The sequence below is a fragment of the Streptomyces sp. NPDC085596 genome (genome assembly GCF_044541565.1).
GTDB lineage: Bacteria > Actinomycetota > Actinomycetes > Streptomycetales > Streptomycetaceae > Streptomyces.
In genome coordinates this window covers 811,068-827,916 of record NZ_JBITTC010000002.1, presented here as the reverse complement: position 1 = coordinate 827,916, position 16,849 = coordinate 811,068, and the positions used below count along the sequence as shown (strand labels likewise).

Annotated in this window: 9 protein-coding genes; 5 read left to right on the top strand and 4 right to left on the bottom strand. The window is 68.4% G+C overall.

Going from position 1 to position 16,849, the window contains the following annotated elements; genetic code table 11:
• Positions 1 to 144: 144 nt before the first annotated feature.
• Genes ACIGA3_RS09255 through ACIGA3_RS09240 form a run of 4 tightly spaced genes read right to left on the bottom strand, consistent with a single transcriptional unit; the run spans position 145 to position 8,294 of the window.
• Positions 145 to 3,417 (bottom strand): type I restriction endonuclease subunit R, encoded by a 3,273-nt coding sequence (locus ACIGA3_RS09255; protein WP_399712066.1) that lies wholly within the window; start codon positions 3,415 to 3,417, stop codon positions 145 to 147.
• Complete coding sequence (locus ACIGA3_RS09250) at positions 3,414 to 4,613, bottom strand: restriction endonuclease subunit S (RefSeq protein WP_237518020.1); 1,200 nt, start codon at positions 4,611 to 4,613, stop codon at positions 3,414 to 3,416. The genes ACIGA3_RS09255 and ACIGA3_RS09250 overlap by 4 nt, the downstream gene beginning before the upstream one ends.
• On the bottom strand, positions 4,606 to 6,228 hold the full coding sequence (locus ACIGA3_RS09245; protein WP_399712064.1) for a type I restriction-modification system subunit M: 1,623 nt from the start codon (positions 6,226 to 6,228) through the stop codon (positions 4,606 to 4,608). Before ACIGA3_RS09245 ends, ACIGA3_RS09250 begins: the two co-directional genes overlap by 8 nt.
• Before the next feature lie 17 nt (positions 6,229 to 6,245).
• Positions 6,246 to 8,294 (bottom strand): hypothetical protein, encoded by a 2,049-nt coding sequence (locus tag ACIGA3_RS09240; RefSeq protein ID WP_399712062.1) that lies wholly within the window; start codon positions 8,292 to 8,294, stop codon positions 6,246 to 6,248.
• A gap of 328 nt (positions 8,295 to 8,622) precedes the next feature.
• Between ACIGA3_RS09240 and ACIGA3_RS09235 the strand changes: the two genes are divergently transcribed.
• The 5 genes from ACIGA3_RS09235 to ACIGA3_RS09215 all read left to right on the top strand — a co-directional run bounded on the left by ACIGA3_RS09235 (position 8,623) and on the right by ACIGA3_RS09215 (position 16,585).
• Positions 8,623 to 9,255, top strand: coding sequence for a hypothetical protein (locus tag ACIGA3_RS09235; RefSeq protein WP_399712060.1), 633 nt, complete (start codon positions 8,623 to 8,625; stop codon positions 9,253 to 9,255).
• 174 nt (positions 9,256 to 9,429) lie between these two features.
• Positions 9,430 to 10,059 carry a hypothetical protein gene (locus tag ACIGA3_RS09230; RefSeq protein ID WP_399712059.1) on the top strand — a complete coding sequence of 210 codons (630 nt, stop codon included), beginning with the start codon at positions 9,430 to 9,432 and terminating at the stop codon, positions 10,057 to 10,059.
• Positions 10,060 to 10,257: 198 nt separating this feature from the next.
• Positions 10,258 to 12,717: an AAA family ATPase gene (locus ACIGA3_RS09225; RefSeq protein WP_399712057.1), complete on the top strand. Its 2,460-nt coding sequence runs from the start codon at positions 10,258 to 10,260 to the stop codon at positions 12,715 to 12,717.
• A complete protein-coding gene (locus ACIGA3_RS09220; RefSeq protein ID WP_399712055.1) occupies positions 12,714 to 13,088 on the top strand; it encodes a hypothetical protein in 375 nt (124 codons plus the stop codon). Before ACIGA3_RS09225 ends, ACIGA3_RS09220 begins: the two co-directional genes overlap by 4 nt.
• A 107-nt stretch (positions 13,089 to 13,195) precedes the next feature.
• Positions 13,196 to 16,585: a HelD family protein gene (locus ACIGA3_RS09215; RefSeq protein ID WP_399712053.1), complete on the top strand. Its 3,390-nt coding sequence runs from the start codon at positions 13,196 to 13,198 to the stop codon at positions 16,583 to 16,585.
• Positions 16,586 to 16,849 lie beyond the last annotated feature (264 nt).

The window sequence follows — 16,849 nt, the reverse complement described above, 5'->3', positions numbered from 1 at the left end:
CCCTGTCTCCCCCTGAAGTGGGCACTTCGATTACAAGTTGTCGCGGTCCCGCGGCGATCGCCGGTCAGGGGCCGAGGTCTACCGAATGCAGAGACCTCGGCCCCGTGTGAGTGCACCGCTCACACGCCGACGTGCCGTGCGGGCTCAGCTGTCCGGCATACCGGTGGTCGCCCACTCGTCGGCGAAGTGCTCCATCTGTTTCAGGACCAGCTTCACCGCCTCCGCACGACGGTCCGGCGGGTAGCCGTGGCGGGCCAGCAGGCGCTTGATGGCGCTGCGGAGACCGGCGCGGACCGGTTCGCGGGCGATCCAGTCCGGCTTGAGCTTCTTCTGGACCTCCGCCACGAGGTCGCGGGCGATGCTCGCCAGGATCTCGTCACCCATGAGCTCCTGAGCCGTGCCGTGTTCGGCCACGGCGTCGTAGAAGGCGAGCTCGCGCCAGTTCAGCGGCGGTTCGAACTTCTCGCCGCGCCTGGCGTCCTCGACCACCTCTTTGGCCATCTCCACGAGTTTGGCGATGAGTTCGGCACTCGTGTACTGCTGCCGCGTATACCGGATCATGAGGTCCTGCAAGCGGTCGGAGAAGGCCGTGCGGCGGACGATGTTGTGACGCGTGACCTCGCGCATCTTCTGCTCGATGAGTCGCCTCAGCGCCTCCGCCGCGAGGTGCGGGGTGTCGCTGCCCTGGAGTTTGGCGACGAGCGCGTCGTTGAGGTGTGTGAGGTCGGCGGTCTCCAGGCCGGCCTCAGCGAACAGGTCGGATATCCCGCCGGTCTCGACCACGGACGAGGTCAGCTGGGCGAGGTACAGCTCGACGTCGCGGGCGACGGGCAGGCCGCGCGCCTCGCGCTCCGCCGCGTCGAGCTTGGCCATGTAGGCGCGGACCTCGACGAAGAACTGGATGTCCCGGCGCCAGGCCGGGTGGTCCGGGAAACGCTCGCCGATGTTCGTGGCACTGGCGGACAGCGCGTAGAAGCGCTCCAGGCGGTGGGAGTGCTCGCGGAAGCGCCGTCCGAGGGTCTGGCGGGGGTCGTCGAGCTTCTCCGGGTCGTTGCCGGGGGTACGCGGGTTCCGGAGGTACTCGGCGGCCCCGCCGGCGGCGTTGACGAACGCCTTCGCTGTCGGCTGTTCGAGACGCGCACGCCAGTTGGAGCCGCGCAGGATGTCGCTGAGGATGTCGTACTCGTTGCGCAGCTCGTCCAGCGCGCGGTCCAGGTCCTGGCCGAGAGTGCGGTCCTCCTGGTCGGCGTCCGTGTACTCGGCGATCGCCTTCTGCAGGTTCTCCGTCAGCGGCGCGTAGCCGACAAGGAGACCGTCCTCCTTGCCGCGGAAGCGGCGGTTGACCCGGGCGAGGGCCTGCATCAGGTTGGCGCCCTTGAGCGGACGGTCCAGGTACATGGTGTGGACCGGCGGGGCGTCGAAGCCAGTCAGCAGCATGTTGTTGACGACAAGCAGCTCCAGCTCGTCGTCGGGGTCCTTGGCCCGGTTGATGACCGCCTTGCGCTGGCCGTCGGGCAGCGCGTGGACGAGTAGGTGGTCCTCGTCCTTGCGGGAGTTCGAGGAGAAAACGATCTTCATCGCGCCCTTGGCGGGCTCGTCGCTGTGCCACTCCGGCCGCAGCTCGCGCAGGGCGTCGTAAACCTTGACGCAGATCTCACGGGTCGCGCAGACCACCATCGCCTTGCCGGCCGCCCCGCCCTTCTCGGAGACCCCGACGAACGGCCGCATCCGCTCGCGCCGCTCCTCCCAGTGCGCCACCAGGTCCTTGGCGAGATCCCTGACACGCGCCGGCGCGCCGTACATGGCGTTCATCGTGGCGACGGCCTGCTCGACCCGGCGGCGCTCGGTGTCGTCGAGGCCGTCGGTGATGCGGTCGGCCTCCTCGTCGATCTTCGTCGGGTCGACGTCCTTGCCGAGGACGAGCTTGATGACCCGGCCCTCGTGGAAGACCTTGACCGTCGCGCCGTCGTCGGCGGCCCTCTTGAGGTCGTAGATGTCGATGTAACCGCCGAAGACCTGGCGGGTGTTGCGGTCGGCCTCCGAGATCGGCGTTCCGGTGAAGGCGAGGAGCGTGGCGTGCGGGAGGGCGTCGCGGAGGTGGCGGGCGTAGCCGTCGAGGTTGTCGTAGTGGCTGCGGTGGGCTTCATCGACGACGACCACGATGTTGCGCCGGTCGGAGAGCAGCGGGTGGTCGGCCCCCGACTCCTTCTCCTCCTTGGTTCTGCCGAACTTCTGCAGGGTGGTGAAGAGGATGCCGCCGGTCCGCTTGGCCGCGAGCTCCTCCCGTAGCTTGGCCCGGGTCGCGACCTGAAGAGGTGCACCCGGGAGGATCTCGCTCTCCAGGAAGGTGGAGTACAGCTGGTCGTCGAGGTCGTTGCGGTCGGTGATGACGACGACGGTCGGGTTCAGCAGGGCCGGGTCGCCCATCACCATCGCCGTGGTGAGCACCATCTCCTCGGACTTGCCCGAGCCCTGCGTATGCCAGACGACACCGGCCTTCCCATTCCCGGCCGCCGCCTCCCGTACCTTCTGCGCGGCCCGGGTCACCGCGAAGTACTGGTGCGGCTTCGCGATGCGCTTCATCCGCTTGGACGGCACGAAGTTGATGAAGGACTGGCAGAGGGAGAGGAAGCGGGGCTGGGTGAACAGCCCGTTCAGCGCCAGGTTCTGGCCCGATTCGGCCACCCCGTCGCCTTCCACGGTGAACGGGTCGATACGGGCCCCGGTCTCGTCCGTGTTCCACGGTGCGAAGTGCTCGTACGGGGTGAAGGGTGTGCCGTACTTCGCCGTGATGCCGTCGGAGACCAGCACCACCGCGTTGTAGCGGAAGGCGGTCGGGAACTCCTTCACGTACCGGGCAACCTGGGAGTGCGCGTCCTGGAGCGTGGCGTACTCGTCGCCGGCGCGCTTCAACTCCAGCACGGCGAGGGGGAGTCCGTTGACGTACAGGACGATGTCGAAGCGGCGCCGCTTCTCGCCGTCGACGACGGTGACCTGGTTAAGCGCGCGGTACGTGTTCCCGTCCGGGGCGGTCAGGTCGACGAGGCGGATGGTCGGGTTGTGCTCGGCGCCGAAGGCGTCGGTGTAGACGACGGAGCGGATGCCGGTAGTCAGGTAACCGTGGGCGGTGCGGTTCTCCTCGTACGTGTCCTGCGACTCCGGGGTCGCCGCGGCGGCGATGGCGTCGCGTACGGCGTCCGGGGGCAGCTCGGGGTTGAGCCGCTCGATCGCCTCGCGGAGGTCGGGGTAGAGGATCAGGTCGTCCCACGACTTACGGTGCCCGGAGCCGGGCGCGAACTCATTGCCGGAGGCGGGCAGCCAGGCCAGCTCGGCGAGTTCGTCGAGGGCGAGCAGCTCCCAGTCGGCTTCCAGGGGGCGGTGGTTCTGGCTTCTATCGCTTTCGTCGTCGTGCGTCATGCGTGGTCCTCGACAATCTTCTCGGCGTCCTTGACGCGCAGCCGACCGGACATGAGCTGAGGGAGGAGGGTGTCGCGGAGGGTGGTGAGTGTCTGGGATTCCTGCCGCTTGGTCGCAGCCAGGCAATCGAGGTTGCGAACCTGAGCGACTGTTGGATCACTGGGATCGTTCGGAACCCGGATCTCAAGAGCAGAGATCAAGTCGGTCGAAAGGCGGCCAGCTCCAATGCTGGTCTCATCAACCATTTCGAGAATGGACGTCGTCTGACTGCGGATACTGTGAAATAGGGCATGTGAATCGATACCGCCGCGCGCGATCAGAGCCTTACAGTCCTGACCGAATGCGACCTCACATTGCGTGATACCAATCCGGAATTCCTCTTTGAGGCTTGATCCGCGCACCACGAAAAGCACCGTGTCCGCAGGAACAAGACGCGTCCCAGATGCGGCGCCGAGTTCCGTAACGTTCCTGTCCGACCTATCGATCCAGGGAGATTTAAGACTCAAGGCGGAAATCCAGGGGATCGCGCCTCCCCAATACGACGGTTCGCTAGTCTTAGGCGTACCGCCAGACATCCAGCGCGCAGCATCTCCGAGCTTCACCGATTGCCAAACGGATGAATCGGCTGCCTGAACGTACAAAGCCTCGGCCAAATTTAGAGCCGTGGTCGCGATGTGCTCGTTGACGGCGATCTTGTCATCCAGCGCCCCAATTACGGAGATAATACCTTCACGCTCTTGACCCGACGGAAGGGGTACCGGGAGTACACGTACATCTTTGAGGTTGAGCGTGGCCTGCACTGTTGTGTTCAGGTGTTCCCGGATGTACTGCTGAGCATCCTCGGATTCGATAAAATATTGCAGCCATCGAGGAGAAATATCCGAGATGGGCCGCAGTACTCCGATTGCCCTAGCTACGTTCCACCCGGCGAGCCGATCTGAAGCGATTGCCACCTGCCCCGTAGTCCCAACCAGGGTCAAAAGGACCTCACCGCCTTGTAGGCGGGTTCTCGAATATTTGACCTCGACGTCAGGAGATACGCGCAGGGGATCACTTGTATCGATTCTTCCGTTGCGCACGTCCTTGACACGTACGATCGGCACCCCGGTCGCCTCCGCCGATCCCGGCTGCACAATTCCGTACGAGACCCCACTCTGCAACAAGGATTCGAGTGGGACCCTGTTCCACTCAGACATCGACCCTCCCCAACTGCACCCGAACCGTCTTCTCCAGCTCCGCCGACCTGTCGAACAGCTCGTACAACTCCTCCGTCAGCGCAGCGATCCGCTCCGCCACCGCCTCTGCCCCCTCTTCCTCCGCCTCAACAGCCCCCACATACCGCCCCGGCGTCAGCACATACCCGTGCCCCCGCACCGTCTCCAGGTCGGCCGAGAAACAGAAGCCGGGCTCGTCCCTGTACGTCAGCCCCGCCTCACGGGCCGACGCCGTACCCCGCCATGCGTGATACGTCCCGGCGATCTTCGCGAGGTCAGCCTCCGTCAGCAGACGCTCCGTACGGTCGGCCATCTCGCCCATGTTCCGGGCGTCGATGAACAGGATCTCGCCGCGCCGGTCGTCCAGGCGCTTCGCGCCCTGCGGGGTCTTGTCCTTGGACAGGAACCACAGGCAGGCCGGGATCTGGGTCGTGCGGAAGAGCTGGGACGGCAGCGCGACCATGCACGCCACCAGGTCGGCCTCCACCAGCGCCTGGCGGATCTCGCCCTCGCCGCTCTGCTGGGAGCTCATGGAGCCGTTGGCCAGGACGATGCCGGCGGTGCCCCGTTCGCCCAGCTTGGAGATCATGTGCTGGAGCCAGGCGTAGTTGGCGTTGCTCTTCGGCGGTACCCCGTACCTCCACCTCGGGTCGCCCTCGTCCCTCGCCCAGTCCTTGATGTTGAACGGGGGGTTGGCCATGACGAAGTCGGCCTTGAGGTCGGGGTGTTTGTCGTCGGCGAAGGTGTCGCCCCAGCGGGGGGCGAGGTTGCCGTCGATGCCGTGGATGGCGAGGTTCATCTTGCCCAGGCGCCAGGTGCGCTCGTTGAGCTCCTGGCCGAAGACCGAGATGTCGGCCTTGTGGGCGCGTCCGGCGTGGGCCTCGATGAACTTGGCCGCCTGGACGAACATGCCGCCCGAGCCGCACGCGGGGTCGTAGACCCGCCCCTCGTACGGCTCCAGGATCTCCACGATCAGCCGGACGACGGACTGCGGGGTGTAGAACTCACCGCCCCGCTTGCCCTCAGCGCGCGCGAAGTTGCCGAGGAAGTACTCGTACACCTCGCCCAGCACGTCCTGCGCGGGCTTGTCACCGCTCCCGCCGAAGCGGGCGTCGCTGATGAGGTCGACGAGTTCGCCGAGGCGCTTCTGGTCGACGTTGTCGCGATTGAAGATCTTCGGCAGGACGCCCGTGAGCGACGCGTTCTCACGCATGACGGCGTCCATCGCGTCGTCGAGGAGTTTGCCGACGCCCTGGCTCTTGGCATGGGTGGCGATCCATGTCCAACGGGCGGTCTCCGGAACCCAGAAGACGTGGGCGCCGGTGTACTCGTCCCGGTCCTCCAGGAAGTCGTCCATCCGGTCCTCGGTGATGCCGTCATCGGCGAGTTCCGCGGCGAGCTGGCCCCGGCGCTCGTCGAAGGCGTCGGAGACGTACTTCAGGAAGATCAGGCCGAGGACGAACTCCTTGTACTGCGCGGCGTCGATGGAGCCGCGCAGCTTGTCCGCCGTCTTCCAGAGGATGTCCTGGATCTCCTTGGCGGTGGAGGCACTGAACAGCGATGCCTGGTCGGCAGCGGTCCTTTTGCGGGGTGGCATGGGACGGAACGTCTCCTTCAGTCGTCGGTTCCGGGCAGGTTCTGGAGGGTGAGCGTGCCGTCGGCGATACCGGCGGCGGTGAGACGGGCCAGGTCGTCGAGAGCGGCGGACTGCTCCCGCAACAGGTGCGCGCGGGCCTCGATCTCCGCGAGTACGGCGTCGAAGCGCTCGGCCTCGCGCCTACTCAGGTCGGGGATGAGGAGGTCTTCGATGCCGCGCGAGGCCCGCACCGCGCCGCTGGTGCGCGCGTACTCGGCGGCGGCCGCCCGCAGCAGTGCCGCGAGCACCCGTGGCAGCACGAGCGGGTCGGCGTCGGGGTGGACGCGGAGGATACGGGCCGGGGCTGCCACCAAGGACAGGCCCGCCTCGTCGACGTAGGTGCCGAAGCGGGGGCTCGTGGTGACGACGATGTCACCCGGCTCGGTGAACAGCGCGTGTTCGTAGCCGGTGAGGAGCACTCCGCGGTCGATGCGGCGTCCGCCCGGGCGTGCGATGCCGAGGACCTCGTCGGGGGTGAGCACCGTGTAGTGACCGTCTGCCGTGAGGTGTTCGTCGGCGAAACGGTGCCCGGGCCGTCGGCGCAGGCGCCGGTCGTCGAGGAGCCGACGGACGGTGGTTCGCCGTACCGGCTGGTCGTCGGGGCGCAGTACGGCCCGGGTGCTCAGTGCCGTGCGCAGGTCGGCGCGCTGCCGCGCCTGCTCGTGCAGCTCCGTCAGGCGCTGCTCCAGTGCGCTGATGCGGACCGGACGCTCGATGACGCCCCGCGTGTAGCGGGCCATGGGCGGGCGGTGCTGGGTGGTGAAGGCGGCGCCCGGCCGGTCGTCGAGGTCCTTCGCGGGGACGATCACTGCGTGGCGGGGTTCGTGGCGGCGGTCTCCGCGCCAAGGGGCGGCGCGCCAGATGGCGATGTCCTCGGAGAGCGCGTCAAGGACCGTTTCGGTGAGCGGCTGCGCGGAGTAGTCGGCGAGGAGGACCAGGCCCGTGCGGTGTTCCGCCGAGGTGCGGGCCAGTACCCAGAGGGCGGTGCGGTAGCCGGGACGGTAGGGGAACGCGCCGTCGGGGAGGCTCACCGCGGCCTTGAGTAAACCGTTCCGGAGGAAGGACCGGCGCAGGCGGTCGGCCTCGCTGTGCCGGGGGAACGGGCGGACGAGCACGTCGGCGGGGCCGAGGACTACGGCTGTCGAGCCTTCGTCGAGGTAGTCGGTCAGTGCCTGCACCTGCTCCAGCACGGCCTGTGGGCTGCGCTTCTCCCCCGGCTCGTAGGGGAGGACAGAGACCAGTAGCTGGGGGTATCCCCAGTCGTCGACAGGCAGATCCTCCTCATCGGCGACGCCGAGGTCGAACTCGTTCACGCCCCGGACGAGCATTCGGCGGCGGACCAGGCGGGCCCGCACCGGATCGGGGTCGGCGGCGAGGTAGGTGTGTCCGGAGTCCTCTGCGGCCCGGGCGTGCAGGGCGGCGAGCAGGTCGCCGGAGCAGGCATGCGGGGTGGCCACGACGGAGCCCTCGTCGAGAGTGTCGACGCCGGACAGGGCCGCGAGGGCGCGTGCCACCGCCGGGGTGGGCTCGTCGGCGGCCAAGTCGTGGGAGCCGAGGCGGCGGCGGGCCTCCAGGACCCAGTCGAAAGCCTCGGCGGGGGTGTAGGCGGCCTCGGTCAGCTCGTCGGCCAACGCGGCCAGCTCGGGGCCGATGCGGTCCGGCTCCGGTACGGCCTTCAACTCGGCGTGCAGGTAGGTGTCTTCGGGGTCGAGCTCGTCGGCGTGGGTGAGGATCGCGTACCAACTCTGGCCCGAGATTGGGGCGTCGAGTTGTCGGCGCAGGCAGATCAGCGCGGTGAGCGCCCCCACCAGGACGGGGGCGGAAAGGGCCGGCGTCCGCCAGGCGGCCAGGGTGTACAGGGCCAGTTCGGCCCGCAGGTGGCGGGGATCGGCGTTGCCTCGCCCCGTTCTCGTCAGCCAGTCGACGACCGCACGGGCGTCGAACAGGGGTCGCCCCTCCTCGTGGGCGACGGGAGCGGGGAAGTCGGGGTGCCTGCGGCTCCAAGTGGTGGGGACGGGCCGACGCACCTGGGCAAGGGTGGCGATTTCCGCATACGTGATCCGCCAGGCCGACGGCTCGGGCACGATAGGCGACACGGCCTCTTCGCGTGTGCTGGTCACTCGCCTCGCCCTCTCTGTGCCGGCGCCGACAGGGCGTTCATGGCCCCGGAAGCCCTCGGTGGGCTCGCGGCAGACAGAACCCTACAGCGAGGTGAAGAAGGTGTGGAGGGAGAAGCTGATAACCCCGGTTATCAGCTTCTCCAAAGGGTTTTGGAGCCTTTCGGTCCCACTCTGGTGCTCGTTCGACGCACCGACATCCGGTGCTCGCCGCAGTCACCGATCCGGAGGTCTCCCCATGACTGACATGCCCTCGACTCCGCCCACCCACCAACCGTCGGGAGGCCTGGGTGGAGGCGCCGGCTGGGGGACGGTTCCTCCGCAGCCGACGCCGCACCCGTTCGCCCAGCTGCCCCACTCGGGCCAGCCGCCCACTGGTCGTACGCCCTCGCGGCGCAAGGTCTGGCTCACCCACGGTGCGACGGCGCTGGTCGCGCTGATCGTCGGTGCCGCGATCGGAGGCGGCGGCGAGTCCGGTGGTACGGCGAACACCTCGGGCGCCTCGCCGGCCGCCACGGTCACCAAGACCGCCGCGGCCAAGCCTCAGCCGGCGGTGACCGTCACCGAGACGGTCAAGGCGACGGTCACCACCAAGCCGAAGCCGAAGAAGAAGGCCGGGCCCCCGAGCAGCTTCTCGGGCGAAGGCCAGTACCTCGTCGGCGAGGACGTCCAGGCGGGGACCTACCGGACCGGTGGCCCGGAGGAGGACAGCATCATCCCGAACTGCTACTGGGCACGGCTGAAGAACGCCTCCGGCGAGTTCGACGCGATCATCGCCAACGACAACCTCCAGGGGCAGGGCCGCGTGACCCTCAACAAGGGCGAGTACTTCAAGACCAGCGGCTGCCAGGACTGGAAGAAGGTCGGCTGACACCGAGGAGTCTTCTTCCCCGGTTGCCCGACCAACGCCTCAGGGCTGCACGCCCACCTGGACAGACCCGTTATCCGGCCACTGCTCGCCGGACAGTCTCTCCGGCACCCGCGGCCGGTTCCGCCGCGCACCGCTCCGTTCCGCTCCCGATCACTCACGAGGGGAAGCATCGCCATGTCCGAGTCCGAGCAGTCCGCCGAGGTTTCCGTTCAGGACCCGTTCCCGCCCAGCGGCCAGGTTCCGCCCATGCCCGAGTCCGCGCCGTCGAGTGATCCGGTGGAAATCCCCAGGCCGGCGCGCGGTTACCGTTGGGCCCGCCTCTCGCGGACCGCCGTGCTGTTTCTCGGCGTCGGCACCGGATCCGCTGCCGTGGGCATCTGCTGGGCATCGCTGTCCCTGCTCGGTCCCGACGCGGCCCCGGCGAAGAGCGGCGACGGCCGGCCGGCAGTCGCCGCGACCGGAGCGACCCGGGCGCCGGGCCCGTTCGCAACCGACGGCACGCTCACGCTCGCCGAAGTCGGCGCGGGACTCGAGGCCGGAGAGGTGTGCTCCGGGACCGGCGGCTACTCCGACATCGACCTCGGAACTCAGGTCAACGTTACCGACGCGGACGGAACCCTGGTCGCCACCGGCTCGCTCGGACTGGGCGAGAAGACCGAGGACGGGTGCGTCTTTTCCTTCACGGTCGACGACATCACCCCGGGCTCGAAGTTCTACACCGTGGAGGTGTCCCACCGCGGCGGCCTCACTCAGACGGAAGCCGCCTTGCGGGCAGGCGGGCTCGAGTTCACCCTCGGCGGCTGACCGCCCGGACAGCGAGCGACGTCCCATAGGCGCCCGCATCGCGTACACCTCACCGCCGGCTGGCCGGACCCCGCCGTCCGACCACGTCGAGTCCGAAGCCCCGGCCCGTCGACAACCAGCGCGGTCGAAGACCCACGTCTACAGCGTCCACCGCTGCCCCGTACCCCCGAACCGGCACCAACTCCAGGAAGGCCCCCCATGACCAGTTCAGAGCAGAACCAGCCGAACGCACACCCTTCCACGGACCCGGCCCCGCAGGCCCCGGCAGCCGAGTCCATGCCGCTCGCCGAGCTGGTGGAGGCACGTCTGACCGCGGCAACCCTCGGCGAACCCGTGAAGGCGCTCCTGACCGAGGCACTCGGCAGCGCCCAGCCCCCGGGGAACTCCCCCACGGGCCGGATCTACCTCGACTCCGTCTCTGTGGAGGGGTTCCGCGGCATCGGCCCCCGGGCCTGGCTGAACCTCAGCCCCCGTCCGGGTGTCACGCTCGTCGTGGGCCGCAACGGCTCGGGCAAGTCGAGCATCGCCGAGGCCATCGAGACGGCGTTCACGGGCACGAACATGCGTTGGCTGGGACAGGACGCGACGCGCATCAGCAACTGGCGCAACCTCCATGACGGAGCCAAGACGGAGATCGAGGTCAAGCTCGCCGTCGAGGGCGACTCCGGCCGGAGCACGCTCAGCCGCACCTGGACCGGCCACGGGGTCAACGACTGCGCGGGCACGTTCCGGCGCCCCGGACACGGCACGGTGCCCCTCGACCAGGCTTCCTGGAAGCAGGCCCTGACGGACTACCGTCCCTTCCTGTCGTACGTCGACCTCGGCCGCATGATCAGCGGCAAGCCCTCCCAGATGTACGACTCCATCGCCACGATCCTCGGACTGGGGCACCTCAGCGCCGCATACAACCACCTCGGACTGCAGGAGAAGGGGCTGGGCGACGCCGTCAAGGCGGCGAAGAACGAACTGCCGGAGATCAAGGAAGCGCTGTACGCGCTGCAGGACGACGAGCGGGCGGTCCAGGCGCTCGTGGCCATCGAGACGAAGGGCCGGCCGGACTTCGCGACCCTCGAAGGGCTGGTGGCGGGGCTGCCCGCCACCGACGACGGCGTCCTCGCCGAGCTGCGCGCCGAGGTCGAGGTGCGGGGCCCGGATCTGGAACAGGTCGGGGCCGCGGTGGACCGGCTGCGCGAGGCGCTCGCCGGAGTCGAGGACGTGCGCCTGACCGGTGCCGAGGACGCTCTGCAGCGTGCCGAGCTCTTGGAGAAGGCCCTGGCCCACAACAACCGCCACCCCGACGAGGAGTCCTGCCCGGTCTGCGGCATGGAGCAGGTCCTCGACTCGGCGTGGGCCGCCGGCGCCGGCGCTCAGATCGCCCTCCTTCGCCAGGAGGCGAAGACCGCCGAGGACGCGCGCGGCGAACTGCGGTCTGCGGCACGGGCGGCCCAGAACCTCATGGAGAGGCCCCACCGGATCCCCGCCTCCCTCGCGGATCCGTGGAACGCGTGGCTCGCCTGCCGGGCGGTCACCGACCCGAGGGAGCTCGTCCAGCGCATCCACGACACCGCCCTGACCCTGGCCGACGCCTGCGCCGCCGTGAAGGACAACGCGGCCAGGGAACTGGAGAAGCGGGACGAACGGTGGCGTCAGCTCGTCACCCGCCTGGCGAGCTGGACCGAGAAGGCGCGCGCCGCGGCGGACGCCGAGCCCCGGCTCAGCCATGTCAGGAAGGCCCGCGCCTGGGTAAAGACCCTCACCGCCGAGCTGAGGGAGCGGCGCATGGAGGCCTTCACCGGCCACTCCCAGCGGATCTGGGAGAAGCTTCGCCAGGAGAGCGACATCGACCTCCAGTCGGTGAGCCTCCAGGGCAGCGAGAAGGCCAACGTCCGCAAGCTCGTCATGGACGTCACCGTTGACGGGGAGGAGGCTTCGGCGCTGAGCGTCATGAGCCAGGGAGAACAGCACTCTCTCGCGCTGTCCTTGTTCCTGCCCCGGGCCGCAACCGCGGACAGCCCGTTCGGTTTCATCGTCATCGACGACCCCGTGCAGTCCATGGACCCGGCCAAGGTCAACGGACTCGCCCAGGTCCTGCACGAGCTCGGCGAGCACCGGCAGGTGGTCGTGTTCACCCACGACACCCGGCTCCAGCGCGCCTTCACGACCCAGGAGCTGCCGGTCACGGTGTTCGAGGTCGAGCGGGGCAGGGCGTCCAAGGTGAACGTCAAGGCCGTGACCGACCCGGTCAGCCAGGCGATCGCGGACGCCCGGGCTCTCGCCAGCACCAAGAACCTGCCGGAAGCGGCACGCACTCACGTGCTGCCCAGTCTCTGCCGGATCGCTCTGGAGAACGCCTTCGTCGAAGCGGCTTGGATCCAGCACCACCGCTCCGGGGGCTCCGAGCTCGATCTGCAGTCCGCCGTGGCCGATGCGGACAAGCTCATGAAGATGGCCGCGCTGGCTTTCTTCGGCGACATCGGACGCACCGGCTATGTCTACCGGGAGCTCCGCACTCGCTGCGGACCGCATGCGGTGGACCTCCTCAAGCAGTGCCAGAGCGGCGCCCACGCTACGGGAGCCCATATCGCCGACGCGCACCGCTTCGTGACCGAGATCAACGACCTCGCGCAGAAGGTGCGCAAGGCGGAGGTGGACAAGTGACCAGCGTCGTAAGTACGTCGATCGAGGAACTGCTGCTGACGGCCGACCAGCTGCTTTCCGACCCCAGCGTCGAAGCATCGATGGCCGGCCGGCACCGTGGAGCCTCCCTCGCCCTGCGGACCGCCCTGGAGATCGCGGTCGACCACACGCTCGACGCCGCGATGCCGGGACTGGCCGACATCACCATGCGGGCGAAGATGCTCTGCCTGCGCTGCTACACCGCCGCGACGACCGCCCGCCGGGCCAACGCCGTCTGGTCGCACCTCTGCCTCGGGTGCCACTACCACCAGTACGAGATCGGACCCACCAAGAACCAGGTCCATGCATGGCGCGCGGAAGTCGGTGAACTGGTACGGGAATTGCCCCGTTGACCAGATATTCACAGCACGACCATGTGTCTGATAAGTCTTTTGCCGGGGGCCGGGCATATGCCCGGCGCGCGGCGTCTCTCGGGGCGTCGCAGGGGGAGGGGACGTACATGAGCACCACCATGCGCGACGACATCATCGCCGTAGAGCAGAAGGCGGTAGACCGCGCCTACGATTGCTACGAGAAACGGCTGGCCGAACTGAGTGGCGACTCGGTCGCCTCGGCATCCGCCAGCGGCAAGGACAGCATCGCCAACCAGCAGGACACTGAAGCGAAGGCCGCGGAATACGGCGGTCTCGGGGAGGCGTCGCTGATCGTCAGCCGCGTCGATGTCCAGCCCGGCGGAGAGTCGGACACGTTCTACGTCGGCCGCCGTGCCGTCTCCGACGTGGAGACCCGCGAGACCGTCGTAGTGCTGTGGACCGCCCCGGTGGCGGAGAAGTGGGCGAAGGCCCTGCCCGAGGCACCTGGTGAAGTGCTCCTGCGGAGACAGTTGCGCTGCACGAAGAACGTCGTCGAAGAGTACGTCGACGAGATCTCCGTCGCTGCCTCCGCCGCCGCGCCGCCTGTCGCCGAGGGCACGGATCCCGAAGCCGGTGCGCAGGACACCTCCGGGGCCGCGGTGTCCGAGAGACCGACGCTCCGGCCGGTTCCCACCCCGTCCGATGTCGCCCAGATCCATCGGCAGAGGCAACAGCCGCTCGACGACTTCCTCCTGCGAGAGCTCCAGCGTTCCCGCAGTGGCACCATGCGGGACATCGTCGAGACCATCCGCCGCGATCAGATGGACCTCGTCACCGGTTCGCCCGCTGACATCCTTGTCGTACAGGGCGGCCCGGGGACCGGAAAGTCCGCGGTCGGCCTGCACCGCGTGACGTGGCTCGTCAACAACAACCACTTCAACGCGCAGGACATCCTTGTCATCGGCCCCCATGAGCGTTTTCTCGACTACGTAGGCCAAGTCCTCCCGACGCTCGGTACCCAGAACATCAACGCTGTCCAGATGAACCGCCTCTGGGACGGCGAGGTACTCGGTACGGACACTCCACGCGCACGACTGGTCAAGTCCGACGACCGCATGGCCGCCGTCCTGCGTCGGCGCATCGAACACGAATGCCGCCCCGGCGCGATCGACGAGTTCACCAGCACCCCCACATACAAGGACGCCAAGCCCGAACTCGCGGTCACCGCCGGCAGCACCACCCTGCGTATCCCGCGTTCCGAGGTTTTCGTCCTGCTCCAGGAAGCACGCGAGGGCGACGGTTCCTACCGGGAGCGCCGTAACCGCTTCCGCAGTCTGCTCGTGGACCGCCTGCTGCAGGAACTCGTCGCTCTGGCCCCGCGCCGCAGCCAAGGAGAAACGATCCGCCGCGACCTGGAACGCAACCGCCAGGTCGAGCGGCTGATCGAACGCGTCTGGCCGTCACCGGGTGCCCGGGAAGCTCTCCGAAACCTCTACGACTCTCTCGAACTCCTGCGCACCTGTGCCGACGGCATCCTCGATCCCGAGGAGCAGGCAGCTCTTCACCGTCCGAGGTCAGCCACGGCGGACGCCGACCCCTGGACCCTTGACGACCGCGTCTGCCTGGAAGAGCTGCGCTACCTCATCGTCGGGGAGACCCCACAACGCTACGGGCACATCGTCATCGACGAGGCCCAGGACCTGACCCCCATGCAAGCGCGCTCACTGCGCCGCCGCATCGCGGTCAACGGTTCCATGACCGTACTTGGCGATCTCGCCCAGGCCACGGGCCCGCACGCCTACACCGACTGGGACCGCCTCGGCACTCTGCTGTCCGACCATGGGGACTGGCACGTCGCCGAATTGAACACCAGCTACCGCGTGCCGGCGGAGATCATGGAGTTCGTCGCGCCTCTGGCTCGCACGATCGCCCCCGCGCTCCCCTATCCGCGGGCGGTACGCCAAGCGGGCGCCGACAGCGTCCGGACCCTGGCAGCCGAACCATGGACACTGCTCGACGAGACCGTCACCCAGACGACCCGGCTCATCGGCACCAGCGACGGACACACCCTGCGCCGCGTCGCCGTCATCGTCCCCGACGACTCCGGCTGGCTCGACGAGATCAACCGGCATCTCGACCAGACCGCCGGCCTCACCGAAGAGCACCGTGCCACCGTGTCCGTGCTCGCCGCCGCCCACGCGAAGGGCATGGAGTACGACCACGTCCTCGTCGTCGAACCCGCCACCATCGCCGACCGCGGATCGGCCGGGTTGCGCCAGCTCTGCGTCGCCCTCACCCGAAGCACCCAGAGCCTGACCGTCCTGCACACCTCTCCGCTCCCGGACGCCCTCACGAACGCCACCGGCACCTCCACCGGACCGGAATCCCCCGACACCGAACCGGCGATGGCGCATGACGACGTCCCCGAGATCGGCACCGACATCCGTGTCCGCGTCCTCGACCGGGGTACCGGCGGCCGTTACAAGGTCAGGGCGCTTTCACCGGCAGTCAAGGTTCCCTTGATCCTGACCGTTCGCCACGGATCGACTCCTCCTCACCCTGGCGAGAGGCTGGACTGCTGGGTCTTCTCGCAGGAGAGGAACCACTGCCTGCTCACAACGGACCAGCGTGGGCGCCAGCCCATCTCGCCGAAGATGGCCGAGCGCTACCTGGCCGCACTCGGCGTGTTCGCCGAGCTGACCGGCGACGGCGTCGCCGTACCTGAGAACGTGCGCGAACGCCTCTCCGAACTCAAGGGCATGGCCAACCGCGTACTCCGCCGCGACCAAGCGGACTGGGTGGACGTACGTAGGGTGCTGGGATCCCCCGACAGGCAGCATCTGAATCTCTTGCGTGACCTCGCCGCCGAAACCAATCGCGCGATCAAGGACGGCAGCCTGGACGTCAGCCGTCTCCAAGACGCCCTGGCGCGCACGGGCTGGTCCCATTCCCTCGCCCAGGCCCGGCAGACGCTCCAGCACCGCATGACCGCCTCGACCGAACCGGCACCCGAGACCGCACCCAGATCGGCACCGGCACCCGCCGCACCGCAGCCCGAGCAGGAAGCAGCCGAGCCCATGGCATCCGCCGAGGACACCGCCGCAACGACACCTTCCACGACGAATCTTCTGCACGCGCTGGAGACCACCGCAGCCGCCGACCGCACGTGCAGGAAGCACGAATCGGTGCGCCACGCCCTGATGTCGGCCCTGTTCGAGGCCGACGTACAAGCAACGTCATCCCAGGTCATCGATGTCAGCCGCACAGCCGAGGACGGCCACTTCCTGTACGAGATCCTCGGCGCCGGCCAATCCGCCTACACCGACCTCCGCTCGGGTGCCGCCCGCCTCCTGGAGATAAACCACACCCTGCCCACCCCCGCCGACCGCCTCTACCTGGTTCTCACCGAGCCACCGGCCGAGGACTGGTCGGCCGAAACGCTGTTCGACGTCTACGGCGTCCACCTCCTCTGGCGCGCCAACGACGGTTGGGGCGGCCGGGACAGGGATGCCGCCCTGGGCTCGGGCAGGCCGTAGGCCCTGTCATCCACCAGCAACGCGACGAGGCCAAACGCTCTTTCTGAAGCTCCGTCACATCTGCAAGTGGCGTTCGACGCGGCTGTGCGGTCCTTTCAGCGCGGCCGCGTTGGTAGCCGACTGGAGCCGGCTCCAGTCGGCCGTGGGGCGCGACCAAGAGCGATGTGATTCGGCCCGGAGAGCTCGACATCGTGGTCAAGGTATCTGACACAGAGCGTCCCATCGTCTTTATCGCAAGCGCTTCATTTGCCAGCGCGCGGGAGC